This window comes from Micromonospora coriariae (assembly GCF_900091455.1).
Taxonomy (GTDB): domain Bacteria; phylum Actinomycetota; class Actinomycetes; order Mycobacteriales; family Micromonosporaceae; genus Micromonospora; species Micromonospora coriariae.
The window spans coordinates 6,704,466-6,727,673 of the sequence record NZ_LT607412.1 but is presented as its reverse complement, the minus strand read 5'-3'; the positions used below and the strand labels follow the sequence as shown (position 1 = coordinate 6,727,673).

20 protein-coding genes are annotated in these 23,208 nt (G+C 72.5%); 10 read left to right on the top strand and 10 right to left on the bottom strand.

The genetic code is table 11. From position 1 onward, the window contains the following. Positions 1-181: 181 nt before the first annotated feature. The 3 genes from GA0070607_RS31265 (at position 182) to GA0070607_RS31255 (ending at position 2,941) form a co-directional block, all read left to right on the top strand. Positions 182-1,252 (top strand): LacI family DNA-binding transcriptional regulator, encoded by a 1,071-nt coding sequence (locus tag GA0070607_RS31265; protein WP_089021411.1) that lies wholly within the window; start codon positions 182-184, stop codon positions 1,250-1,252. Beyond that, positions 1,242-1,982, top strand: a complete 741-nt coding sequence (locus tag GA0070607_RS31260; RefSeq protein WP_089021410.1) for a GNAT family N-acetyltransferase — start codon at positions 1,242-1,244, stop codon at positions 1,980-1,982. The genes GA0070607_RS31265 and GA0070607_RS31260 overlap by 11 nt, the downstream gene beginning before the upstream one ends. Before the next feature lie 164 nt (positions 1,983-2,146). Then, the gene (locus GA0070607_RS31255) at positions 2,147-2,941 is read left to right on the top strand and encodes a S1 family peptidase (RefSeq protein ID WP_089021409.1); all 795 of its coding nucleotides are present in this window, start codon (positions 2,147-2,149) and stop codon (positions 2,939-2,941) included. Positions 2,942-3,049: 108 nt separating this feature from the next. On the opposite strand, the gene GA0070607_RS32900 is transcribed toward GA0070607_RS31255, so the two are convergent. Both GA0070607_RS32900 and GA0070607_RS31245 read right to left on the bottom strand, forming a co-directional pair. Continuing rightward, a complete protein-coding gene (locus tag GA0070607_RS32900; RefSeq protein WP_172899139.1) occupies positions 3,050-3,604 on the bottom strand; it encodes a hypothetical protein in 555 nt (184 codons plus the stop codon). A 19-nt stretch (positions 3,605-3,623) separates the two neighbouring features. Next, the gene (locus GA0070607_RS31245; RefSeq protein WP_089021408.1) at positions 3,624-3,956 is read right to left on the bottom strand and encodes a putative quinol monooxygenase; all 333 of its coding nucleotides are present in this window, start codon (positions 3,954-3,956) and stop codon (positions 3,624-3,626) included. Between the two features lie 179 nt (positions 3,957-4,135). Here GA0070607_RS31245 and GA0070607_RS31240 point away from each other — a divergent pair, with 179 nt between their 5' ends. Both GA0070607_RS31240 and GA0070607_RS31235 read left to right on the top strand, forming a co-directional pair. Continuing rightward, complete coding sequence (locus GA0070607_RS31240; RefSeq protein WP_089021407.1) at positions 4,136-5,212, top strand: glycoside hydrolase family 19 protein; 1,077 nt, start codon at positions 4,136-4,138, stop codon at positions 5,210-5,212. Positions 5,213-5,328: 116 nt separating this feature from the next. Then, a complete protein-coding gene (locus tag GA0070607_RS31235; RefSeq protein ID WP_089021406.1) occupies positions 5,329-6,984 on the top strand; it encodes a glycoside hydrolase family 10 protein in 1,656 nt (551 codons plus the stop codon). Here the strand turns inward: GA0070607_RS31235 and GA0070607_RS31230 are convergent. From GA0070607_RS31230 to GA0070607_RS31200, 8 genes are all read right to left on the bottom strand, one after another. Beyond that, positions 6,959-8,017 carry a zinc-dependent alcohol dehydrogenase family protein gene (locus GA0070607_RS31230; RefSeq protein WP_089021405.1) on the bottom strand — a complete coding sequence of 353 codons (1,059 nt, stop codon included), beginning with the start codon at positions 8,015-8,017 and terminating at the stop codon, positions 6,959-6,961. The two genes, GA0070607_RS31235 and GA0070607_RS31230, sit on opposite strands and share 26 nt — an antisense overlap. A gap of 11 nt (positions 8,018-8,028) precedes the next feature. Next, entirely contained in the window at positions 8,029-8,151 is a 123-nt protein-coding gene (locus GA0070607_RS33920; RefSeq protein WP_269458405.1) for a hypothetical protein, read from the bottom strand. A 104-nt stretch (positions 8,152-8,255) separates the two neighbouring features. Next, the gene (locus tag GA0070607_RS31225) at positions 8,256-8,954 is read right to left on the bottom strand and encodes a cellulose binding domain-containing protein (RefSeq protein ID WP_157743329.1); all 699 of its coding nucleotides are present in this window, start codon (positions 8,952-8,954) and stop codon (positions 8,256-8,258) included. Positions 8,955-9,062: 108 nt separating this feature from the next. Continuing rightward, entirely contained in the window at positions 9,063-9,443 is a 381-nt protein-coding gene (locus tag GA0070607_RS31220; protein ID WP_089021403.1) for a DUF742 domain-containing protein, read from the bottom strand. After that, positions 9,421-9,870 carry a roadblock/LC7 domain-containing protein gene (locus tag GA0070607_RS31215; RefSeq protein WP_089021402.1) on the bottom strand — a complete coding sequence of 150 codons (450 nt, stop codon included), beginning with the start codon at positions 9,868-9,870 and terminating at the stop codon, positions 9,421-9,423. Before GA0070607_RS31215 ends, GA0070607_RS31220 begins: the two co-directional genes overlap by 23 nt. Further along, the gene (locus GA0070607_RS31210; RefSeq protein ID WP_157743328.1) at positions 9,867-11,798 is read right to left on the bottom strand and encodes a sensor histidine kinase; all 1,932 of its coding nucleotides are present in this window, start codon (positions 11,796-11,798) and stop codon (positions 9,867-9,869) included. Before GA0070607_RS31210 ends, GA0070607_RS31215 begins: the two co-directional genes overlap by 4 nt. A 43-nt stretch (positions 11,799-11,841) precedes the next feature. Beyond that, positions 11,842-14,418: a helix-turn-helix transcriptional regulator gene (locus GA0070607_RS31205; protein WP_197701197.1), complete on the bottom strand. Its 2,577-nt coding sequence runs from the start codon at positions 14,416-14,418 to the stop codon at positions 11,842-11,844. Positions 14,419-14,423: 5 nt separating this feature from the next. Next, positions 14,424-15,689 carry an Hsp70 family protein gene (locus tag GA0070607_RS31200; RefSeq protein ID WP_172899138.1) on the bottom strand — a complete coding sequence of 422 codons (1,266 nt, stop codon included), beginning with the start codon at positions 15,687-15,689 and terminating at the stop codon, positions 14,424-14,426. A 300-nt stretch (positions 15,690-15,989) separates the two neighbouring features. Between GA0070607_RS31200 and GA0070607_RS31195 the strand changes: the two genes are divergently transcribed. The 5 genes from GA0070607_RS31195 (at position 15,990) to GA0070607_RS31175 (ending at position 23,203) form a co-directional block, all read left to right on the top strand. After that, a complete protein-coding gene (locus GA0070607_RS31195) occupies positions 15,990-16,880 on the top strand; it encodes an IniB N-terminal domain-containing protein (RefSeq protein ID WP_089021399.1) in 891 nt (296 codons plus the stop codon). Positions 16,881-16,995: 115 nt separating this feature from the next. Beyond that, on the top strand, positions 16,996-18,852 hold the full coding sequence (locus GA0070607_RS31190) for a dynamin family protein (RefSeq protein WP_089021398.1): 1,857 nt from the start codon (positions 16,996-16,998) through the stop codon (positions 18,850-18,852). After that, positions 18,849-20,309, top strand: a complete 1,461-nt coding sequence (locus GA0070607_RS31185; protein WP_197701196.1) for a P-loop NTPase family protein — start codon at positions 18,849-18,851, stop codon at positions 20,307-20,309. The genes GA0070607_RS31190 and GA0070607_RS31185 overlap by 4 nt, the downstream gene beginning before the upstream one ends. Positions 20,310-20,876: 567 nt before the next feature. Further along, positions 20,877-22,172: an ABC transporter substrate-binding protein gene (locus GA0070607_RS31180; protein ID WP_089021397.1), complete on the top strand. Its 1,296-nt coding sequence runs from the start codon at positions 20,877-20,879 to the stop codon at positions 22,170-22,172. Between the two features lie 113 nt (positions 22,173-22,285). Continuing rightward, positions 22,286-23,203, top strand: a complete 918-nt coding sequence (locus GA0070607_RS31175; RefSeq protein WP_089021396.1) for a carbohydrate ABC transporter permease — start codon at positions 22,286-22,288, stop codon at positions 23,201-23,203. Positions 23,204-23,208 lie beyond the last annotated feature (5 nt).

The following is a 23,208-nucleotide window of genomic DNA, read 5'->3' as shown; positions in this document are numbered from 1 at the left end:
TGGCCCGAAGCGCGTTGGCGGTGGGCATCGGGTGGTCACTCGACGAGGGACGGACGGATCGACGGATGATATTGACATCCATCATCGCCTCTATAACGTTATAGAGGTACGGCGGACACCCCGTCAATCCTTGTCCGTCAATGTCTTGTCGGTGCGTCGGTCGAGTGCGAAGGGTGGGTGGATGGGCGTCAGCCTGAGGGACATCGCCGAACGCGCAGGCGTCTCGCTGGCCACGGTGTCCAACGTGGTCAACGGGTACCGACCCGTGGGGGAGCGGACGCGTCAGCGTGTGCAGCAGGCGGTCGACGAACTCGGGTACAGCCCCAACCTCAGCGCCCGGCACCTCCGTCGGGGACGTACCGGCCTGATCGCCCTGGCCATCCCGGAGCTGAACAACCCCTACTTCGCTGAGCTGGCCGAGATCGCCATCCGGGAAGCGGCAGGTCTCGGCTACACCCTGGTGATGGAGAACACCGCCGCGGACCGGGAGGCGGAGCTGCTGCTCCTCGACGGCTCGCGGCGGCACATCATCGACGGCCTGATCTTCAGTCCGGTGCGCATCGGCAGGGAAGAGGTGTTGGCCCGGACCGCCGACAGCCCGCTGGTGCTCATCGGCGAGGGCGTCCACGACGTACCGCACGACCACATCGCCATCGACAACGTCGCCGCCAGTCAGGCCGCGATCCAGCATCTGGTCGAGATCGGGCGCCGCCGGATAGCGTTCATCGGCGCGGCCGACGGCGGTGACCGGCAGTCGGCGCACCTGCGCCTGCGCGGCTACCGGGAGGCCCTGGCCGCGGCCGGCCTGCCGTACCGCCCGCGGCTGGTCGCCGGTACCCCCGAGTTCGGCCGACGTGACGGCAGGACGGCCATGCGTGACCTGCTCGCCCTCGGTGAACCCCCGGACGCGGTGTTCGGCTACAACGACCTGGTCGCCGTTGGCGCGCTGCGGGCGTTGACCGAGGCCGGCCACCGGGTGCCGGAGGACGTGGCGGTGATCGGCATCGACGACATCGAGGAGGGACTCTTCAGCACCCCGACCCTCACCACCATCGCGCCGGACAAGGAGGCGATCGGCCGTCTCGCGGTACGCCGCCTCGTCGCCCGGATCGAGGGTGCGGAGGTCACCGACGCGCTGACCGTGCAGACGCCGTTCCGGCTGATCCGCAGGGAGAGCACCTGCGGCAGGCGAGGCGGAAACTCGGGTGCTGTCGCCCCGCCGTTCCGCTATCGTCCGCCGGATGGATCTTGACATCGTGACGGTCGCGCAGCGCCCCGAGCTCGCGCCCCTGCTGGACGACTTCGACGGCGCCTGGCCGGAGTTCATGGGCTGGGATCCGATGGCCTCGCTGTACTACGCGGTGGCCGACGAGCTGTACCCGGAGTTCGTCCTGCTCGCCATCGACCCCGCCGAGCCCGGCCGGGCGCTGGCACGGGCCTACAGCGTGCCGCTGTCCTGGACCGAGGAGCGGCTGCCGCCGGGCGGATGGGACCGGGTCGTGCAGCGAGCGACGATCAACCGCCTCGCCGGCACGCCGACGAACACGGTGTCCGCGTTGGAGATCTGCGTTCGCCCCGAGGCCCGCGGCAGGGGCCTGTCCGCCCGGATGCTCGACGCGATGCGCGAGAACGCCCGCCGGCTCGGCTACCAGACCCTGGTCGCGCCGGTACGCCCCAGCGGCAAGCACGCGGATCCCGACGAGCCGATGGACCGGTACGCCTTCCGGGTCCGCGACGACGGCCTGCCGGCGGACCCGTGGTTGCGTACGCACGTGCGTGCCGGCGGAGTGATCGAGTCCGTGGCGCCCCGGTCGATGACCATCCCGGGCACGTTGCAGGAGTGGCGGGGCTGGACCGGCCTGCCGTTCGACCGCACCGGCCCGGTGCGCGTGCCGGGCGCCCTCGTCCCGGTCCGCTGCGACGTCGAGCATGACCACGGCGTCTACGTCGAACCGAACGTGTGGGTCCGCCACCGGCTCTGACTGTCGCTGTGGATGGATCGGAGCGGCCGATCCCCACGAGGATCCATAGCGCCGGTGGTACGACCCAGAGAGGATATCCTGCCTCATCTATTGATCTCAATATGATGACCGCATCGTGAATCAGGTGCGCTCACGAGGCGTGCCGTCCTGATGCGGAGGAATGCATGGTCCGTTGGCGTACCCTCACCGGCCTCTTGGCCACCGCGTTGGCCGCGGTGACCGCGGGCAGCCTCACTGTCGCGGCCCCGGCGGCCGCGGCCGACGTCATTCCGACGCCCACCGTCGTCGGCGGCACCCGCGCCGCCCAGGGCGAGTTCCCCTTCATGGTCCGGCTCTCGATGGGGTGCGGCGGAGCCCTGTACAGCTCGCGGCTGGTGCTCACCGCGGCGCACTGCGTGGGCGCCACCGGCACCAACACCAGGATCACCGCGACGCTCGGCGTGGTCGACCTCCAGTCGTCCAGCCGGATCACCGTCCGGTCGAACTACGTCTACCGGGCACCCGGCTACAACGGCAGCGGCAGGGACTGGGCGCTGATCCGGCTGGCCACCCCCGTCACCGGGCTGAGCACCCTGAAGATCGCGAACACCACCGCGTACGACAGCGGCACCTTCACAGTCGCCGGCTGGGGCGCCGCCCGCGAGGGCGGCTCGCAACAGCGGTACCTGCTCAAGGCGACCGTGCCGTTCGTCAGCGACTCCACCTGCAACTCCTACTACGGCGGGGAGATCATCCCCGCACAGGAGATCTGCGCCGGCTACGCCAGCGGCGGCGTGGACACCTGCCAGGGAGACTCGGGCGGCCCGATGTTCCGCCGCGACGCCAGCAACGCCTGGGTCCAGGTCGGCATCGTCAGCTGGGGCAACGGCTGCGCCCGGCCCAACTACCCGGGTGTCTACACCCAGGTGAGCTACTTCGCCTCGACGATCGCCTCGGCCGCCGCGAGCCTCGGCGGCTGACCGTACGCCCGATCGCGCGGCCCGGCCGGCGACGGCCGGGCCGCACGCGTGCCAGCGCCGCCCTTGGATGGGCCGCCACGATCGACGCGGCGAGGGTCACCAACGGGGTCATTCGCGCGTGAGCCCTGGCGGCAGGGCATCGTCGTCCGGTCCGACCGGACGGGCGTTCACCAGCGGGTTGCGGTGCAGCGCGCTGATCAGGGAAGGGCTGCCGCCGATGTCGGTCCAGGTGTCGTCCCAGAGGGCGGAGACCAGCCAGGAGCGGTCCGCGGGAAAGAACAGGTCGGGCAGTGACCCCTCGCCGCGCATGTGGCCGGTCCGCCAGGTCAGGGCCTGTCGGGGGCCGGCCTCGACCAGCAGGTAGCGCCAGTCCCAGTAGAGGGGCACCGTCGGAGCGAGCGGGAAGACGATGTCGTGCGCGCCGGTGTCGAGATAGCCCAGCCACCAGGGCTGGTCGGGGGTCTGCTCGGCGAGTTCGTCGATCACCGCGCGTTCGTGGGCGTCCAGCGCGACGCCATCGGGCGGGTGGAAGGTGGCGTAGGCGTCGTACACCGGCGGGATCGCTGTGGTGATCGAGAGGCCGGGCACGGTCCGGCCGGCGATCCAGGCGACCTCGCTGCTCGTGCCGATCCGCCAGCGTCGCCCGTCCCTGGTGACGTCCATCAGCCCGGGGTGGTGGTGATCAGCGACCCTCGGGGACGGCCATCTCGCCGAGCAGCGACCAGTCCTGCTGCGGCACTGTGGCGTTCACGATCCGAGGCGTCTCGGCGAGGTGGGGAGGCAGGTCCTGCTGCGCCTTGCGGAAGTGCGCGGACTGCACGTGCGCCGCGCCGGCCTCGTCGTCGCGGAACGCCTCGACCAGCACGTACTCGGTCGGGTCGTCCAGGCTGCGGGACCAGTCGAACCACAGGCAGCCCGGCTCGGCCCTGGTCGCCCCGGTGAACTCGGCGGCGATCCGCGGCCACCGGTCGGCGTGCTCGGGGAGAACCCGGAACTTGGCGGTAATGAAGATCATGGCGTCCAGGCTACCCAGATCACCGCGGATCGGCGGCAGCCATCCCGTGTGCCGCGCCCTGTTCGTGGGGGCGGTTCACCCCGGGAAATAGTAAGGATTGTGAACAGTGGGTGTTACAGTCACTCCTGTCGATGCGTTCCGAGTCATCGGCACGTGGTATCCCAGGAAGGAGTGATCCCATGTCGAGACTGCGGGCCCTGGTCGCGCTTGCGGCACTGGTTGTCGCCGGCGGACTGGTGGCAATCATCCCGGCGACCGCCGCATCCGCTGCGGCCTGCGCAGCGTCGTGGCAGGCCTCGGCCGTCTACACGGGAGGCGCCCAGGTCTCCCACAACGGCCGCAACTACCAGGCGAAGTGGTGGACCCAGAACGAGGCGCCGCCGGGCACCACCGGCGTGTGGCAGGACCTCGGCGCCTGCGGAGGCGGCACCACGCCGCCGCCCACGGGCAGCTGCAACCACCCGAACTGGGTCGCCGGCACCTGGTACGCCACCGGCAGCATCGTGCGGTACACCAACGGCCTGTACTACATCGCCGAGCACGACAATCCCGGCTACGACCCCGTCATCAGCACCTGGTACTGGGAGCCCTACACCTGCGGCGGAACGCCGCCCACCAACCCGCCCACCAACCCCGGCGGCTTCGTGGTCAGCGAGGCCCAGTTCAACCAGATGTTCCCAAGCCGCAACTCCTTCTACACGTACTCCGGGCTCGTCGCCGCACTCAACGCCTACTCGGCGTTCACCAGGACCGGCAGCGCGACCGTCCAGCGCCAGGAGGCCGCGGCCTTCCTCGCGAACGTGCACCACGAGACCGGCGGACTCGTCCACGTCGTGGAGCAGAACACCGCGAACTACCCGCACTACTGCGACCCCGGCCAGCCGTACGGCTGCCCGGCGGGGCAGGCCGCCTACTACGGTCGCGGGCCGATCCAGCTGAGCTGGAACTTCAACTACAACGCCGCCGGAAACGCCCTCGGGCTGCCCCTGCTGACCAACCCCTGGCTGGTGCAGAACGATGCCGCGGTCGCCTGGAAGACCGCCATCTGGTACTGGATGACCCAGAACGGGCCGGGCAGCATGACCGCCCACAACGCGATGGTCACCGGCGCCGGTTTCGGCGAGACCATCCGCAGCATCAACGGCTCGATCGAGTGCAACGGCGGGAACTCCGGCCAGGTGCAGAGCCGGGTCACCAGGTACCAGCAGTTCGTCGGCATCCTGGGCGTACCGGCCGGAGCCAACCTGTACTGCTGAGGCACTGCGGGCCTCGTCGCCGCGGCGACGAGGCCCGGCGGGCCGCCAGCCTTAGCTGACCGTTAAGTAACGGGTCACCGGTTTCACCGGGCCGGCGGACTCGGCAGACTGGGCCAATGCCCGCCGCCGATCCGCCCGCTGCCACCGCTCGTCGCCCCCGGGCCCACCTGTTCATCGCCGTGGTCGCCGCGATCGCCGTGGCCGTCGCGATCGGCGCCTGGACACTGCGGGACCGCGTCGGCGGCGACGCGCCGCGGACGGCAGGCGCGGCCGCCCCGAACGCGGCATCCGACGCCGCCCCGGCGAACGGCATCGCCACCTGTGCCGGCCAGCCGGCACGGGCGCCCCGCGAGCTGCGCGGCATGTGGATCACCACCGTGAACAACATCGACTGGCCGAGCCGTCGCGGGCTGCCGGCCGAGACGGTGCGGGCGGAGTTCCGGGGTTGGCTGGACCTTGCCGTACGGCGCAACCACAACGCGGTCTTCGTGCACGTGCGACCGAGCGGGGACGCGCTCTGGCCGTCCAGCTACGCGCCGTGGTCGGAGTGGCTGACCGGACGCCGCGACGGGCGCGACCCGGGCTGGGACCCGATGGAGTTCATGGTCGCCGAGGCGCACGCCCGCAACCTGGAGTTCCACGCGTGGTTCAACCCGTACCGCGGCGGGCAGCCGGCCACCGTCGGCGGGCCGGGCCCGAAGCTGGACCAGCTCGCGCCGACACACCCGCTGCGGCGACACCGCGACTGGGTGGTGACCTACCCCAGCGCCGACCGACCCGGCAGTCGCCTCTACTTCAACCCGGGAATCCCTGAGGCGCGCGCCTTCGTCGAGGACTCGATGTTGGAGGCCGTCCAGCGGTACGACGTCGACGGGGTGCACTTCGACGACTTCTTCTACCCGTACCCGGAAGCCGGACAGGACTTCCCGGACGGCGCGGCGTTCGCCCGGTACGGCGGAGGGTTCGCGAACAAGGACGCCTGGCGCCGCGACAACGTGAACACGCTGGTCCGGGAGATGAGCGAGCGGATCAAGGCCATCAAGCCGTGGGTGAAGTTCGGCATCAGCCCGTTCGGCATCTGGCGCAACAAGCGCACCGACCCGGCCGGCTCCGCGACAGCCGGACTGCAGAGCTACGACGACATCTACGCCGACACCCGACTCTGGGTACGCGAACAGTGGCTGGACTACGTCGTGCCGCAGCTCTACTGGCACATCGGGTTCGAAAAGGCCGACTACGCCAAGCTCCTGCCGTGGTGGGCGGCCACAGTGAAGGGCACAGGGGTGCAGCTCTACATCGGCCAGGCCGACTACCGGGTGGGCGAGCGCGGCGCCTGGCGCGACCCGGCCGAGCTGGACCGCCAGCTCGCCCTCAACCGTCGGTACGCGGTGAGCGGAAGCGTGCACTTCAGCGCCCGGCAGGTGCGCGCGGACAAGCTCGGGGCGGTCAGCCGGTACAGCGCGGCGCACTACGGCAGCCCGGCGCTGGTGCCCACCATGGCGCGGCTGCCGGCGGCGCCCCCGGCCGCGCCGGAGGTCACCGGCGTACGGCGTGCGGACACCGGGGTGGAGCTGAACTGGCGCGGCGACGACGCCACGAGCTTCGCCGTCTACCGCATGGACGGCGACGGGGCCCGGCTCGTCGGCACCGCCCGCGGTACGGGCTGGATCGACCGCACCGCCCCGGCCGACCGTCCGCTCACCTACTGCGTGTCCGCGCTGGATCGCAGCGGGAACGAGGGCCCACTCAGCGCGGCTGTGCCGGCCGGATGAGGCACATCCCGCCGGGAGCGGGCCGGTCCATCGTGACAAGCGCGTCAGGCACCTCGCTCAGGCCGATGGTGCGGGTGACGAGCGCGGCGGGGCGCAGCACGCCGGCGGTGACCAGCCGCAGCAGCTCCGGATAGGCGTGCGCGGCCATGCCGTGACTGCCCCGCAGCTCCAGCTCGAACGCGATCACGAGATCCATCGGCAGGGCCGGTCGGCCCTGCGCGGCGGGGAGGAGCCCGACCTGCACGTGCCGGCCTCGCCGGCGCAGGCTCTCGATGGACGCGACGCAGGTCGCGTGACTGCCCAACGCGTCGAGTGACAGGTGGGCCCCGCCGCCGGTCGCCTCCCGTACGGCGGCGGCCACCGCCCCGGGCCCGGTCAGGGCGCTACCGTCCAGGCAGACCGCGGCCCCGCAGCTCCTGGCCAGCTCGAGCGCGCCGGGGGTGACGTCGACCGCCACCACCCGCGCGCCGCAGGCCACCGCGATCATCACCGCGGACAGGCCCACCCCGCCGCAGCCGTGCACCGCCACCCACTCGCCCGCGGCGACGCGCCCCTGGCTGACCACTGCCCGGAACGCCGTGGCGAAGCGGCAGCCCAGCGCCGCCGCGGCCGGGTAGTCCAGCTCGTCGGGAAGCCGGACCAGGTTGACGTCGGCGTTCCGCACCGCAACGTACTCCGCGAACGAGCCCCAGTGGGTGAAGCCCGGCTGCGTCTGCCGCTCGCAGACCTGCTGATCGCCGGAGAGGCAGGCCGGGCACCGCCCGCAGGCGCAGACGAACGGCGCAGTGACCCGATCGCCGGGCCGCCAGCCGCGCACGCCGTCGCCGACCGCCGTGACCACGCCGGCGAACTCGTGACCGGGCACGTGCGGCAGGCGGATGTCCGGATCGTGTCCCTGCCACCCGTGCCAGTCGCTGCGGCACAACCCCGTCGCCTCGACGCGGATGACCGCGCCCCCGGGCGGCGGCACCGCGTCCGGGACGTCGCGGACCTCGGGTCGGGCACCGAACTCGTCGAAGATCACCGCACGCATGCGCCGCATCCTCACACGCCGAAGGCCCGACGAGTTCCCCACCCCCGGACACCGCCCCCGCCGGCATAGGTCTTCGTCACGTCGAGCACCTCGACGACCAGCCCGCGAGCGGGGTTCACATCGCTGTTTCGCATAGCGGAAAGCCTGGTCGAGGCGACGTTTCCGGACCACACGGCGACCCATGATCTCAGTGGTGGGGAAACCCCTACCGAGGGATCGGCGCCTCCGGGAAGGTCGGTCAGTCCGGCAGGCCGGTGCAGGCCGCCTCGTCGATGGTGCACGCCGTGGGGGTGGAGCCGATCGACGAGCCGTTGACCCGGAAGGTCACCCGGACCGAGGCGCTGCCGGGCACCTGCGCGGCGCTCCCGTCGGGCACGAACGTCCACGCCGCACCGTCCTGGCTGGCCGTCGCGCCCTCGACCGAACTGACCCGCAGCGACTCCCTGGGCAGGGTGACGGTCAGCTTCCACCGCGCCACCGGCACCTCGCCGGGGTTGCTGATCGTCACGGCGGCGCCGTAGCTGAGCAGAGCGTTCTCCGCGATGGCGAAGTCGGCGCGCAGGGCGGCGGGTGTGGGTGGAGCCGCCGCGGAGGAGGGTGCGGGCGCGCTGGACGACGGTCCGGGGGTCGGCGGGGCTGCCGTGGCCGACGGGTGCACCGGCCTCGGGCTGGTGGCTGCCGGTCTCGCCTGCCCCGCCCTGGGCGTGTCGGTCGGCAGGGCGCCCACCTGGTCGGCGGATGGCGGCGGGTCGAGGGCCACCGGTGTCAACCCTTCCGGGGTGCGCAGCACCCCGATGACGGAGACCGCCGTGGCGATCAGCACCCCGAGGGCCGCGATGACGGCCACCCAGGTGGCCCGGGAGACGTCGCCCCGGCCGGTGAGGACCCGCCGTACGGCCGCGGCGACGGCCACGATCCGGTCCAGCAGAACGATCACCACAGTTCGCCGTGGTTGGGGCGGTGTTGCCGGCACTACCTGTCTCCCCTTCAATTCGTCACCGGACACGCGCCTGTGCTTCCCCCGGTCGGGGGGCACCCGTCCCGGTCACAGCGCGCGAAGCCCGACGAGTATCGCCTCAAGCAGGTCCGCGGTCGGCCGCTCCGACAACGCCGGTGGTTCGTGCGTCTCGATCAGCCCGGCCGTGACCAGGTCACCGAGGAGAACCCGGACGGTCCCCAGGGGCAGGTCCAACTCGGCGCCGACCTCAGCCACCGACACTGGATGGTGGCACAGCTCGACGATCCGCGCCTGTTCGGGGAAGAGCGGCGCACCGGGCGTGACCCCCCGCCGGGCGACGACCAGTGAGATCAGGTCGAACCGCCCGCGATCGGGTGCGGTGCGACCACCGGTCATCGTGTAGGGACGCGCCACCGGACCGGCGGCGTCGTCGTACCATGCCTCGTCAGCGGTGTCGGAGGTGTACACCTGTGTCCCCGCTCATCGCCGCGGAGGCCGGTTCCAGGGTGACGGGCAGGTGCCGCTCGGCCTGCCCCACGAACAGCGCCACCTCGTACGCCATGTCCCCGATCTCGGCCTCGTCGCCGGCGATCCGAACGGTGAGGATGGTCCCGTTGCGGATGGTGGCGACGAACAGGAACGCCCGCGACATCTGCACCACGATCTGGCGCAGCCCACCCGCGTCGCAGGTCCGGGTGGCGGCCAACCCCAACGCCAGCAGGCCGGCCACCACGCCGGAGATCTGCTCGGCCAGCTTCGCCTCGACACGCCGGGACCCGCCCAACGGCAGCCCGTCGGGAGAGAGCACCACGGCGAACTCCGCGCCACGCACCCGGGCGACCAGGCGGTCCAGGGCACCGGTCAGGCTGTCTCCGCTGACCACTGCATGCGTCATCGATGTCTCCTTGCTGCTCTCGCGACCGGCAACTCGACGGTGTCGGGGCCGGGGGTGCCGGGTACGGGCCCGGTCGGACCGGGTTGGCGGGTCCGTACCGGCAGCTCGCCGGGGCCGCCCGGGTCCGGCTCGACGGCTGCGGCCCGGGCCGGCCGGTGCGCGGGGTCGGGGGGCGCCGCGGCCGGTCCGGTGACCGTGACCAGACTGGCCGGAAGGAGCACGACCGCGGCCGTCCCGCCGCGCTGGCTGGGGCGCAGGAAGACCCGCGCGCCACAGCGGGCGGCGAGCACGGCGACGGTGTACAGCCCGGCCGAGCCGGCGGGCGGGCCGTCCGGGGGCGGGTTGCCGAGCAACCGGTTGGCCTCGGCCAGCGCTCTCGCGTCGAGGCCCGCGCCGTCGTCGACGACCAGGATGGCGCAGCCCTGCGGCCGGTGCTCACCGGCGACCCGGACGGTGGTCTCCGGCGTCGAGAAGGCGAGGGCGTTCTCGATCAGCTCGGCCAGCAGGTGGATGACGTCCGTTACGGCGGGACCGGCGAGCGACCAGGGCCAGTGCGGCGCGACCAGGACCCGGTGGTAGTCCGGCACCTCGGCGACCGCGCCGCGTGCGACGTCGAGCAGAGGCACCGGATGCCGCCACCGGCGGGCCGGCGCCGCGCCGGCCAGGGTGATCAGCTTCTCCACGTTGCGCCGGACACGGGTGGTGAGGTGGTCGAGCCGGAACAGCTCGTCGGTCTCCTCGGCGGCCCGCTCCCGCCGCTGCATACCGTCCAGCAGACCGAGCTGATCGCGTAGCAGGACCTGGTTGCGTCGGGTGAGCCGCAGGAACAGGTCCCGTGTGGTGTGCTCGGTCGCCGTGGCGTCCCGGGGCTGGGCCGGGGTCTCGACTTCCGCCGTGGGGTCGGCGCCCGAACGGGCCAGCTGGTCGGTCAGCCGGCGGACGGTGCCGGCCCAGCCCAGCAGGACCACGATCACCGCGATGAGGCCGAGGCCCACCACGGCGCCGGTACGCGCGACGATCACGGCGGCACCCGGCGTGGCCCGCTCGACACTGCTACGGGCGGTCGTCGTCACCAGCTCGTGCAGCGCGCCGAGGGCGTCGTCCGCCGCCGCCCGCCACGCCGGCCTGGTGATTCCGCTCAGGGGATTCGCGCTGTCCGCCCGCAGCAGCGCGTCCTCCAGGGCGAGCAGGTTCGCGAACCGCGGGCCCTCGGTGAGTCGCTGATGCTCTCCCGGGCCGTCGACCGGAAGCCCGACGGTCGCCTCGGCGCCCGCGTACCGCTGGTTGCTGACCAGTTCGGTCAGGCGGCGCCGCTCGTCGGCGGAGATCCGGTCGGCGGCCAGGGCGGCGCTGACCAGGGTGTCCTCCCGGGCCAGCAGCTCGCGGGCGCGGGCCAACGCGATCACCGCACGGGTGTCGGCCGCGAGCGCGCTCTCGTACGCGCCCCACTCCGGGCCGTACACGGCGAAGGCCGCGTCGACGAGCTGGTCGTACCCGTCGACCGCCCCGGCGGGGTCGAGCCGCTCGGCGTCCACCTCGGACCGGACGGCGCTCAGGCCGTTCAGCCGCCGGCCCAGCTCGTCGGCCCGCTCGCGAACCGCGCCGGCGGTGAGCAGCCGCAGGTCGCGGCCCTCGGTGAACGTGCGGACCTCGGCGGCCGCCCGGTCGGTCCCCGCACGTGCCCCGGCCAGCGCGGTTCCCGACTGCCCGGCCCCGGCGATCGTCTCGGCGGTCAGCCGACGCTCGGTCTGCAGGTTCAGGATCAGCCGGTCGATGGGCTGGCCCAGCGTGTCCGCCAGGGCCCGCACCCGCAGCAGGTCGGCCGCGTCCTGGACGCTCAGGTAGGCCGCGTACGACCAGAGCGTCACCAGCACGACCGCCAGGGCGACGAGCCGGGTCAGCGTTCGCCGGTCCTCGGGCCGCGTCACGTTCCGCTCCGCTCGGTCGGCCGGCGTCGATCCTGCTGCCGCCTCATCGGGCCGTCCGTTGCGGCCACGGCTGGCCGGCCGCGTTGCTGGCCCGGTCGGCGACCATGGCACGCAGCAGAGTCAGCAGCTCGGCGCGGTTGGCGCAGTTGAGCCGGTTGCGCATCCGGGCCACGTGGTGCTCCACGGTCTTGGCCGAGATGAACAGCCGGTCGCCGATCTCCCGGTAGGTCAGCCCGGCCAGCACCAGCTCGGCCACCTCGTACTCGCGGTCGCTGAGCCCCTGCTGGGTGGTGCCGGTGGTGGCGTCGGCGACCTGGGTGGCGCTCTCGCCGGTGGCGGGCCGCTGCCCTCCGTTGGCACCGGCCGGCCGGCCCTGCAGGACTCGGGCGCACTCCAGCAGGCTGGTCATCGCGCGCCGGTCCGAGGTGCGGATCGCGGCCTGCCCGGCGAGGCGAGCCCCGTCCCAGCACAGCCCGGTGTCGTGCAGCCCCCGCGCGGCGGCCTCCACCCGGACCGGGTCGACCACCCCCCGCAGCACCTCCACCCAGCTCTCGGCGGCCGCGGCGACAACGGCCGCGTACCGGCTGTGGCCGGCGGCGGCGAGCAGGGCGGCGACATGTTCGTCGGCGGCCACGGGCTCGTCGGTCAGGATCGCGGCGTGCAGCCCGCTCCAGTGCAGCGGGACGCTCCACAGTGCCGGCTCGCCGAGCCGGCCGAGCAGCGCGCGGCCCTCCCGCAGGTACGGCTCCAGTCGGGCCAGGTCACCCAGCCGGGCGCCGGCGATGGCGAGCTCGCCCAGCGGCAGCAGCGCGAACAGGTCGACGGGGTGCCGGACGACCGCCTCCAGCGCCTGCCCCCAGCCGCGCTTGAGCGCGCCGAGGTCGCTGTTGCGCCGGCCGATGCCCATCTGGAGCGCGGCGGCGAAGAGCTGGTCGCGTGACTCCAGCGGTCGCCCGTCGACCGCCACCGTGGCGAGGTGTTCGGCCGCGGCGAGCGTCTGGCCCCGGACCATCAGGATCCAGGCGTGCAACAGCCGGTGTCGGCGGACCATCAGCGGGCCGCCGACACCGGCCGCCAGGGACCGGTGCAGCACCCGTTCGGCGATCTCCAGCTCACCACAGTGCACGGCGGTCAGCGCGGCGAGCGCGGCGGGACTGTCCGGCAGGAGCACGGCCCGCCCGTCCGGTTCCAGCAGTGCGGCGGCCTGCACGAGCGCGGAGAGCGCACCGGTGGGCGTGCCGGCGACGCTCTCCCGTACCCCGTCGGCCATCAGCCGGGCGGCGCTGGCGTGCAGCGTGGGTGGTTCGCCGGCCGGGTCGCCCGCCGCCGGCTCGGTGGCGGCGGCCAGGTCGCCGGTGGCGAGCCCGCCAACGGTGGCGAACGCGAGCGACGAGGAGGTGCCCGCCCACCGGTACAGCTCCACGCTGCGGTCGGCGTGACCGCGGTGCGCCAGGGCTGTCGCGGCCACGATGGCAGCCTCGGTGCGGTCGGCGGGAGCGGCCGCGGCCAGGAGACGGTCCGCCAGCCGCAGGGCGCCGTCGAGGTTGCCGGCGAGCGCGGCGGCGAGCGCCTGCCGGGCGCTGGCCGGCCACCCGGCCGCCGTGGCGGCGGCGAACAACTCGGCGGCGAACGCCGGCTCATCGGCCAGTGCCTCCTCGGCGGCGGCCGCCAACGTCGGGGCCGGGCAGTCACCGAGCACACCGGCGGCGAGCAGGGACCGGACCAGGGGCAGCACCGCGCCGCCCCGCGCGAGCTGCAACTCGGTGAGCCGGCGCCAGACGGCGGTGCGGTCGGTCGCCGGGCTGAGCGCGGTGACGGACCGCCGGACGATCGGCGCGAGCCGGCCGTCGGCGCCGAGCAGCCCGGCCGCCCTGGTCGTCGCGATCAACTCGTCCACCGCCTCGGGCTCCCGGCCGAGGAGCGCGCCGAGCATGCTCACCGGCAGCGGCACGCCCGCCGCGACGGCGAGCAGCAGTCGTCGGACGTCGGCCGGCAGGACCTCCAGGTCCGGCCCGAACTCCAGGACGACGGACCGGGGTGGTTCGACAGGTACGCCTGTGACGTTCTCCGGCCCGCGCAGTCCGCGGGTCAGCCGCTCGACGTCCCGGGGCACGCCGGCGGTCTGTGCGTGCACGAAGTCGACCAGGTCGTTCCGCCGGCCCAGCTCGGGCACGGCGGCGAGGTAGGCCGCGGTCTGTTCCCGGGTGAACGCGGTGAGCAGCAGTGCCCGTCCGTCCCGCCGCAGGGCGTCAGCCAGGTCCATGAGGGCAGCCGACCGGGGCCACGGGCGGTGGGCGATCACCAGCCGGTGCCGGCGGGTGGCCACCAGACGCAGCAGCGTGCCGAGCCGCGCGTCGTCGAGCAGGTGCGCGTCGTCGACAAGCACCAGCGCGTCCGGGTCGACAGGTTCGCTCGGCTCCGGGACGCCCATGCGCACGGCGATCCCGGCCTGCTGGTGGACCCGCGCCAGCTCCGCGAGCAGCGCGGTCTTGCCGTGGCCGCCCGGCCCGGCCAGGCCAACGGCGAGCGGACCGGTCGGGTCCTGGGCGACCATCTCCAGCAGGCTTGCCGGCCCCTGGCCCAGGATCAGCCGGGACTCGGCGACGTCATTCATGATCATCAGGGTCATCCTTCGCGTCCCCGGCTTCGGGCCAGCGCCAGGCGGGACGCCTTCGGTAGTTCCAGTGGGAGGATCCGGACCGGGGGGCGGGGTGGCGGATCGCCCGGGACGATGGTGTCGTGGTGGGGGCGGCGCATCGCCGGGATGGTGGCCCGCCCGGCACCGGAGGTCGGCGCTGTTTCGCGTACCGGCTCCGGCCGGCGGGGGCGCGGCGACACCACCTGGCAGGCGGCCATCGCGGCCCCGGTGGCGGCGGTGAGTTGTGCGTCCGGCTCCACCTCGACGGGGACCGGGAGGGCCGCGCTGATCAGCTCGGTGACGAGCGGGATGCGGGCGGAACCGCCGGCGAGCAGGACGCCGTCGAGCTGCGCCGGCGCCAGGCCGGCGCCGTGCACGGTCCGGAGCAGGAGGTCGACGGTGGCCTGCACCGTCGGGCGGATCATGGCCTCGAACTGTGCCCGGGTCACCGGGACCCGCGCCGGGCCGGTCGGCAGGGCCAGCACCACGTCGGCTGCGAGGTCGACTGTCAGCTCCCGCTTGACCCGGTCGCACTCGGCGAGGAGCCCGCGCAGGGCGGCCTGGGTGCCCCGGCGTGCGGTGGCGGCCAGCTCCCGGGCCAGCACGGTCCGTACGTGCCCGGCCAGCGCCTCGTCGAAGTCGGTGCCGCCGATCGGGTCGAGACCCTGGGGGACGCCGAAGCTCTCGTACGTGCCGCGCGGGGTGCGGCGTACCAGGGCCGCCTCGAAGCTGTTGCCACCCAGCGCGTAGACCGCGGCCGTGGTGCCCGAGAACCCGCGCGCCGCGTGGCTCTCGGCCACCGTGACCGTGCGGGGCAGCAGCGTCACGGTGCGCAGACCGAGGTCGAACAGCGCCCGGTGCAGCAACTCGCGCCGGTACGGGCGCCAGCCCGCCGGGTGGCTGAGCACGATCGCCTCGGCCGGGCCACCCTCGAAGGCGTGCACCCGCTCCACCACCCACGTCGCCAACTCGGCGGTCAGCGTCTGCGGTGCGCACGCCTCGCCGCCGAGCAGCAGGGGGACGTCGTCGCCGATCCGGCGGACGAAGTCCCTGGTGGTGCGGCTGCCGTCGTCCGTCACGGGCTCGCCGACGTGCAGCGAGCCGTCCTCCGACAGGTGCAGCACCGACGGTACGAGGGCCGAGCCGGCGTGCAGAGGGACCGCCTCGGGACGCGTCCAGGTCGTACCATGTCGCCGCGCGACGGCCGCGGCGGTGTTGGTGTTTCCGATGTCTATCCCCAGGACGTACGGCATCCGTCTCATCTCTCCCCGTGAGTTGGCCGGCCGGTGGCGACCGCTTCGGCGCTGCCCGGCGACCCACCCCCGGCGAACCCCCGCGGGCTCCTACGTTCGTACCAGAGATCGCTCCCTGGTCGGGACCCTAATCTGACCGGGACGGTTTCCCCCAGTCCCCCTAACGTACGAGGCTGCGGAGACCCTAATGCAGCGGGACGGGATGCGGGCCGAGCCCCGATGTCCGGGGGGCCGACCCGCAATAACGTCACTGTCGACGAACGACGGTCGCTGACGCCACATCCGAGGAGACACCGGCACATGGACTCGAACCAGACCCTCCACGACTTCGTGCTCGACCTGCTGACGAACCCCGACGCGCGGTCGGCCTTCGACCTCGACCCGGAGGGCGCGCTGAACGCCGCGGGGCTCACCGACATCACCGCGGCCGACGTGCAGGACGTGGTTCCGCTGGTGGTCGACTACGCCCCCGGGCAGGGCCTGGCGCCGCTGGCCCCGGTCGGGCAGCTCGGGTTCGACCCGCTGGTGACCGACGCCACCGATGTGGTCGGCCAGCTCCAGAGCGTGGCGCAGCAGATCAGCATCACCAGTGCTCCCACCGGCCTGGACGTCAAGGCCGGCGTGCTGGGCGCCATCGCGGTCGATCCGGCGACGGTCGCCGCCGGGGTCACCGTGCTGCCCGGGATCGGCCTGGGTGTCGGTCCGAACGGGCTCGACACCGATCTGACGGGTGTGAACGACGTGGCGCACACCCTCGACGCCGACGTGGTCGCGCCGGTGGACGGCATCGTGGACCCGGTGCTCGGTGACGTCACCAGCACGGTCGGCAACCCGACCGGCCTGGTCGGCACCGCCGACGCGGGCCCGCTCGGCGGCGACCTGACCGGTGGTCTCCTCTCCGGCACCGGCGGTCAGCTCGACGGCGTCGTCGGCTCCCTCGGTGTCGACGACACCCTGGGCGGGCTGGGCCTGGGTCACGGTGACGGTGTCGGCGGCGTGGTCCCGCCGCTCGACGTGCCGTCCGTGGTCGGCGGCGTGACGCACCAGGTCGACGGACTCGTGCCCGGTGTCACCGGCACGGTCGGCGACGTGACCGGCGGCCTCACCGATGGCGTGCTGGGCGAATCGCACGACGGCGGGCACGCCTCGTCGGACAACGGGCTGCTGGGCATCACCGGCGGTCTGCTCTGACGGGGATTCCCGGTAGGAGCGGGAGGCCGGATCGCCCTGGGCGGTCCGGCCCTCTCCGGTTCCACATCCGGTCCCTCTTGATAATTGAGCCGAAATCCGCACACTTGGTGCGGTGATGGCGGGGATCTGGTTGGACGTGCTGGACGAGATCGCCCGCACGTGCAACGCACACGGCCGAGGTGACCTGCTCCAGACGGTGCGCCAGAAACGCGCCCAACTGCTGGACCCGAAGCTCCGCGTCCTGGTCATCGGCGAGCCGAACCAGGGCAAGAGCCAGCTGATCAACGCGATCATCAACGCGCCGGCCTGCCCGGTCGGCGACGGCCGCACCACCGTCCTGCCGACCGTGGTGCAGCACGCCGACGTCCCGTCCGCGGCCGTGATCCAGGCGCCACCACCGGCCCCGGGCCGGCCCGCCGGCGCCGCGCCCGCGGCGCTCGTCGAGCGGTCCCCGGTGGCGCTCAACCAGGTCGCGGCGGGGGTGGCCGGCGCGGTCGGGCGTTGGCCCGGTGGTGGGCCGGCGTACGTCGAGATCGGGCTGCCCCGGGCGCTGCTCGGTGCCGGACTGGTGCTTGTGGACACTCCCGGCACCGACGAGATCGCCACGCTGGGCGGCACCGCGGCGGTCGCCGCTCCCACCCGGGCGGACACCGTGCTGCTGGTCTCCGACTCCACGCGGGAACTCTCGGTCACCGAGTTGAACATGCTGCTGCACGTGATGCGCTCGCATCCGAACGTGGTCGTGGTGCAGAGCAAGACGGATCTCGTGGCGGACTGGCGCGCGATCGCCGAGCGCAACCGCCAGCACCTGGCCGACGCCGGCGTCCCGGTGCCGGTGATACCGGTCTCGGCGGCGCTGCGACTGCGCGCGGCCGCGGCCGACGACCGTGGCCTCAACGCCGAGTCCGGCTTTCCCGCGCTGATCGCCCGGTTGCAGCGGGACCTGTCCGGCAAGGCCGACCAGTTGGCCCGGGCCTCGGTGCAGGGGGTGACCCGCACGGTGGTGGAGCAGTTGGCCGCGCCGCTGCGCGCCGAGCTGGCGACCCAGGAGGCCGAGGAGCAGTCCGGGCCGATCTCCCGGCTGCACGCGGCACAGCGTGAGGTCGACGAGCTGCGCCGCTGCTCCACCCGGTGGCAGAACACCCTCACCGACGAGATGGCCGACCTGCTCTCGGACATCGAGTACGACCTGCGCGACCGGACCCGGCAGATCCTGCGCACGGTGGACGAGGCGTTCGACACGGCCGATCCGCTCATCGCCTGGGACACCTTCCAGGACTGGCTGGAGCGGAGCCTGGTGGAGGCGGCGGAGGCGAACCACGAGTGGCTGATCCAGCGCTGCGACTGGATCGCCCGCCGGGTGGCCGCCAACTTCGCCCGGTACGGCTACGACGTGTTGCCGCCCTGGTCGATGACGATGCCGGAGGACATCGGTGGTCGGCTGCCCGAGCTGGAACGGCCGAAGATCGACCGGTTCACCACCGGTCAGAAGCTGTTCACCGGCATGAAGGGCTCGTACGGCGGCATGCTGATGTTCGGTCTGGCGACGACGTTGGCCGGGATGCCGATGATCAATCCGGTCTCGGTCGGCATCGGCGCGCTCTTCGGCGGCAAGAGCATCCGCGATGAGAGCAAGCAGTTGCTGCGTCGCCGACAGGCGACCGTCAAGACGGCGATCCAGCGGCATGTCGACGACTTCTTCGTCCGGATGATCAGGGACTGCCGGGACGCCGCCCGACAGGTGCAGCGGATGCTGCGGGACCACTTCACGGGGCTGACCGAGGAGTTGCAGGAGGCCATCGTCCAGTCGTTCCGCAGCGCCAAGCAGGAGGCCGACACCGATGCCGCCCTGCGGGACCAGCGGCAGCGCGAGATCCGGCTGAAGATGACCCGGTTGGCCGCGCTCTACGAGCAGGCTCAGCAGCTGAGCGGCACCCGCGCGGCCCCGGTGCTGCTGGAGCCGCGGGCGTGACCGTCGGGCTGCGGTTGGACGAGGCCGCGTGGGGGTTGCTGCACCAGGCCATCGACCTCTACCAGGACAACCCCCGGGCCGTCGGGCAGTTGCGGCATCAGGTGGCCCGGTTGGAGCAACCGCTGCGGATCGCGGTCGCCGGCCCCTGGCGTTCCGGCAAGTCGACTGTGCTGAACGCGTTGATGGGGGAGGAGGTCGCACCGGTCGAGGGAGCCGACGGCGTCTTCACCTGGTACGAGGACGGTGCCGAACCGCGCGCCACCGCCTACCCGGCCGGCCAGCCTCCACAGGAGTTGTCGGTGGTCAAGTCGGCGACCGGGATGCGGGTGGACCTCGGCTGGGGCGCGGGGGAGGTGCGGGACATCGTGGTGCGGTGGCCGACCCGGGCACTGCGCCAGGTGACCCTGATCGACACTCCGGCGGTCACCGGCACCGGCGAGCAGGGTCGCGTGCCGGTGATGGACCGGGTGCTGCGGGACGCGGACGCGGTGTTGTACCTGACCCGCGACGGGCGTGACAGTGACCTGCGGGTGCTGGAGTCCGGCCGGGACAGTGCTGTCGGGCAGGCCGCGCCGGTGAATGTGATCATGGTGCTGTCCCGGGCCGACGAGACCGGTGGTGGCCGGATCGACGGGCTGCTCACGGCCCGCCAGCTGGCCCGGCGCCACCACCGGGACCCGCGGGTCGGCGCGCTCTGCGTGAACGTGGTGGCGTGCAGCGGGGCGATCGGCCTGGCGGGCCGGATGCTCGGCGAGTCGGACTTCGCCGCGCTCGCGGTGCTGGCCCGGGTACCCCGGCCGGAGCTCGAGGCGCACCTGCTCTCCGCCGACCGTTTCCTCGGTGGCGAGCTGCCCGTACGGCTGGACCCCGAGGTCCGCGCGGCGCTGCTGGATCGGTTCGGGCTCTTCGGGATCCGGCTGGCGGCCACCCTGGTCCGTTCCGGGTTCGACAGCCGGGTGAAGCTGTCCGCCGAGCTCATCCGGCGTAGCGGGCTCACCGAGCTGCGCGAGTCGATGACCCGCTGCTTCATCGATCGCCGCGACACGCTCAAGGCCCGGTCGGCGTTGGCCGCTGTGGAGGCGCTGGTGCGAGCCGAGCCCGTCCGGGGCGTCGACGAGCTGGTCGGCACGATCGAGCAGATCCTCGCCGGCGCGCACGAGTTCCGGGAGCTTCGTCTGCTGGTGGCGCTGCGCAACAGCCGGCTCGGGTTCGACCCCGAGCTGGTGGCCGAGGCGCAGCGACTGATCGGTGGCGACGGAGTCGGGCTGGCGGCCCGCCTCGGTGTCGAGCACGAGGCGACGGTGCAGCGGCTCTGGGAGGTCGCCGCCGACGCGCAGTGGCGGTGGCGGGACCGGGCCGAGGACCCGCTGCTGCCACTGGCCCAGCGGCGCGCCGCGCAGGTCGTCGTCCGCAGCTGTGAGGGGATGCTGGCCGAGTTGGCCGCTGGCGGTCGGTGAGATCCGACGGCGCGGACGCGGATCCGCGGACAGCTGGTCGACCGGCCTGTCGGTCTACCGAAACCCTTTCGCAAACTTTTCAGAGAACCCGGCAGTCGCTCGTGGGCTCATGTCCCCGGCAGGCCAGAGGCCCAGGCGGCCCACGTAGGACGGTAAGGAAGCCAGCGAGAGCGGTTCAGGTTTTACCCACCTGACATCTTGCCGAAACCGTTTTCGTGCGCGACGCTAGCGGCGGAAGTGACATCCACCACCCTGGTCGCGGCAGTAACGACGTGCTGCACGAGCCGCGCCGGATCCGGCGGGAGGCGGGGGCGCGATGAGGACCAGCAATCCCGCGACGTGCCGGACGGTCCGCAGTGGAGGGCAGGCACGGCCACCAACCCGACCGGATCCGCCCGACCTGCCTGGCGGCCACCACGATCGACCGCGGCGGCCGACACCATCGCCCTGGCGTGGCGGCTCCGGCCCACCCCGACGACACGAACGAACCAAGGAACCGGACTGATCCTCGTTCGCGGGACCCGCGTAGCGGCTTTCTCCGAACGATGAACCCCTAGGAGAGGAACCATGATTAGAACCTTGGGCAGGCGCACCGCTCTGCGTTCACTGGCAGGAGTCCTCGTGGCCGCGCTGACCGTGGCCACGGCCGCGTGCGGCAGCGACGACGGCGGCACGAGCGCGGCAGAGGCCGGCCCCAACGGCGTCGACGACGGCAGCGAGCTCACCCTGTGGACCCGTGCGCCACTGGAGAAGCAGGCGAAGCTCCTCGTCGACGCGTACAACGCCGGCCACCAGAACACGGTCAAGCTGACCGTGGTCCCCAACGACGACTACGTCGCGAAGGTCGGTGCGGCCGCAGGCTCGGACGGACTTCCCGACCTCTTCGCCGCGGACATCGTCTACGTGCCGAACTGGGTGAAGCAGGGCCTCTTCCAGGACCTCAGCGCCAACATCGACGGCCTGAGCTTCAAGGACTCCATCAACAAGGGGCACCTCTCCGCCGGCACTGTGGACGGCAAGAAGCACGTCCTGCCCTTCGTGCTGGACCTGTCGATGCTGTTCTGGAACAAGCAGCTGTTCAAGGACGCCGGGCTGGACCCGGAGAAGGCCCCAGCGTCGCTCGAGGAGTACGCCGCCGCCGCCAAGGCGGTCCAGGCAACCAAGAAGAACGGCGTCTACGGCACGGCGACCGGCCTGAACTGCGGCGGCTGCCTGGTCTTCACCTGGTTCCCGTCGGTCTGGGCCGGCGGCGGTGAGGTGCTGAGCGAGGACGGCACCGAGTCCAAGCTCGCCGACGACACCGCCCAGAAGGTCTACAGCACCTGGAACGACCTGTGGAAGTCCGGCGCGGTGCTGCCCGCCTCGGCGAGTGAGACGGGCCCGACCTGGACCGCCCCGTTCACCGAGGGCAAGGTCGGTCTGATGCTCTATCCGGCGACGCTGCTCTCCTCGACCCCGTTCGACGTCGGCGTGGCCCCGATCCCCGGCCCCAGCGGTGGTGGCTCCACCTTCGTCGGCGGCGACGGCATCGGCGTCTCGAAGGACTCGAAGAAGGCCGCCCAGGCCTGGAACTTCCTGAGCTGGATGATGTCCGAGGACGCCCAGGTCGAGGTACTGGCGAAGAACAAGGACGTGGTGTCCCGCGCCGACCTCGCGAACAACAAGTACGCCGCCGAGGACCCGCGGCTGATCACCATCAACGAGGCGGCCGGCAAGGGCGACACCCCCGTCGCGCTGAACTTCCAGCAGGCGTTCAACGCGCCGAACAGCCCATGGCTGACCCTCGTCCGTAATCGGGTGCTGAACGGCAGCGGCGACCTGCAGAAGGACAACGGCGAAATCACCGCCGTGCTCAAGCAGTAGATGCCCCTCGCGGGCGTGTGCCGACCAGCGGCTTCCGGGCCGGCGCACGCCCGCGGCGGGACACGTCCCCGGGTGTCCACGACCGCCCGCCGTCGACCGATCGAGAGGTTCCCATGAGAGTCACCGCACCGTCTCGCCCGCCCAGTGCGGCGACGCGGGGCCGTGCCCGCCCGCGCGGCCGGCAGGCCCTGCTGGGCTGGCTCTACGCGACACCGACCGCGGTGTTCGTCGTGGCGCTGTTCGCCCTACCGCTGCTGCTCGTCATCAGGATGTCGGTGTCGAGATGGCCGCTGCTGACCGGCGACCAGGGGATCAACGCTCCGGACAACTTCGTCAAGGCGGTCAACCACCGGTTCTTCACCGACTCGGTGGTGTTCACAGTCAAGTACACAGTGCTCGCGACCGTGCTGCTCCTGGCCCTCGGCCTGGGGTTGGCCCTGCTCGTGCAGGAGTCGAGCCGGTGGAACAACCTGCTCCGCGCGTCGTTCCTGATTCCCAGTGCGCTCGGGCTGGCGTCGGCGTCCCTGTTGTTCTACGTGCTCTACTCGCCGTACGCGAGCCCACTGGCGCCTGTGATGGATCGTCTGGGCGTCAGCTTCCTCGGGTCACCGACCGCGGCGCTCATCTCGACGACCTTCCTCATCGTGTGGCGCTACGCCGGCTTCTACATGGTGCTCATGCTGGTCGGCCTGCAGGGCATACCGGCGGACGTGTACGAGGCCGCCCGCGCGGACGGCGCCAGCCGCTGGCAGACCTTCCGGAAGATCACCCTGCCGCTGCTGCGTCCGACCCTGGCGCTGACGACCGTGCTCTGCGTGACCGGTTCCCTGCTCGCCTTCGAGCAGTTCTACATCCTGACCAAGGGCGGTCCGGACAACAGCACGATCACCGTCGTCCAGCTCATCTACATGGTGGCGTTCCAGGGTCAGAACGACCTCGGTGTGGCGGCGGCCCTCTCCGTCATCGTGCTGCTGGCCCTGGTCCTCATCAACGCGCTGCAACTGCGCGCCTTCCGATCCGAGGAGAGCTGACCCCG

Coding starts and splice junctions, on each gene's coding strand:
- GA0070607_RS33920 (WP_269458405.1), bottom strand. CDS start 8,151: ATGCGAAACAGCGATGTGAACCCCGCTCGCGGGCTGGTCGTCGAGGTG.
- GA0070607_RS31265 (WP_089021411.1), top strand. CDS start 182: ATGGGCGTCAGCCTGAGGGACATCGCCGAACGCGCAGGCGTCTCGCTG.
- GA0070607_RS32900 (WP_172899139.1), bottom strand. CDS start 3,604: ATGGACGTCACCAGGGACGGGCGACGCTGGCGGATCGGCACGAGCAGC.
- GA0070607_RS31180 (WP_089021397.1), top strand. CDS start 20,877: ATGATTAGAACCTTGGGCAGGCGCACCGCTCTGCGTTCACTGGCAGGA.
- GA0070607_RS31255 (WP_089021409.1), top strand. CDS start 2,147: ATGGTCCGTTGGCGTACCCTCACCGGCCTCTTGGCCACCGCGTTGGCC.
- GA0070607_RS31190 (WP_089021398.1), top strand. CDS start 16,996: ATGGCGGGGATCTGGTTGGACGTGCTGGACGAGATCGCCCGCACGTGC.
- GA0070607_RS31195 (WP_089021399.1), top strand. CDS start 15,990: ATGGACTCGAACCAGACCCTCCACGACTTCGTGCTCGACCTGCTGACG.
- GA0070607_RS31215 (WP_089021402.1), bottom strand. CDS start 9,870: ATGACGCATGCAGTGGTCAGCGGAGACAGCCTGACCGGTGCCCTGGAC.
- GA0070607_RS31205 (WP_197701197.1), bottom strand. CDS start 14,418: ATGATCATGAATGACGTCGCCGAGTCCCGGCTGATCCTGGGCCAGGGG.
- GA0070607_RS31245 (WP_089021408.1), bottom strand. CDS start 3,956: ATGATCTTCATTACCGCCAAGTTCCGGGTTCTCCCCGAGCACGCCGAC.
- GA0070607_RS31230 (WP_089021405.1), bottom strand. CDS start 8,017: ATGCGTGCGGTGATCTTCGACGAGTTCGGTGCCCGACCCGAGGTCCGC.
- GA0070607_RS31260 (WP_089021410.1), top strand. CDS start 1,242: ATGGATCTTGACATCGTGACGGTCGCGCAGCGCCCCGAGCTCGCGCCC.
- GA0070607_RS31235 (WP_089021406.1), top strand. CDS start 5,329: ATGCCCGCCGCCGATCCGCCCGCTGCCACCGCTCGTCGCCCCCGGGCC.
- GA0070607_RS31200 (WP_172899138.1), bottom strand. CDS start 15,689: ATGCCGTACGTCCTGGGGATAGACATCGGAAACACCAACACCGCCGCG.
- GA0070607_RS31175 (WP_089021396.1), top strand. CDS start 22,286: ATGAGAGTCACCGCACCGTCTCGCCCGCCCAGTGCGGCGACGCGGGGC.
- GA0070607_RS31240 (WP_089021407.1), top strand. CDS start 4,136: ATGTCGAGACTGCGGGCCCTGGTCGCGCTTGCGGCACTGGTTGTCGCC.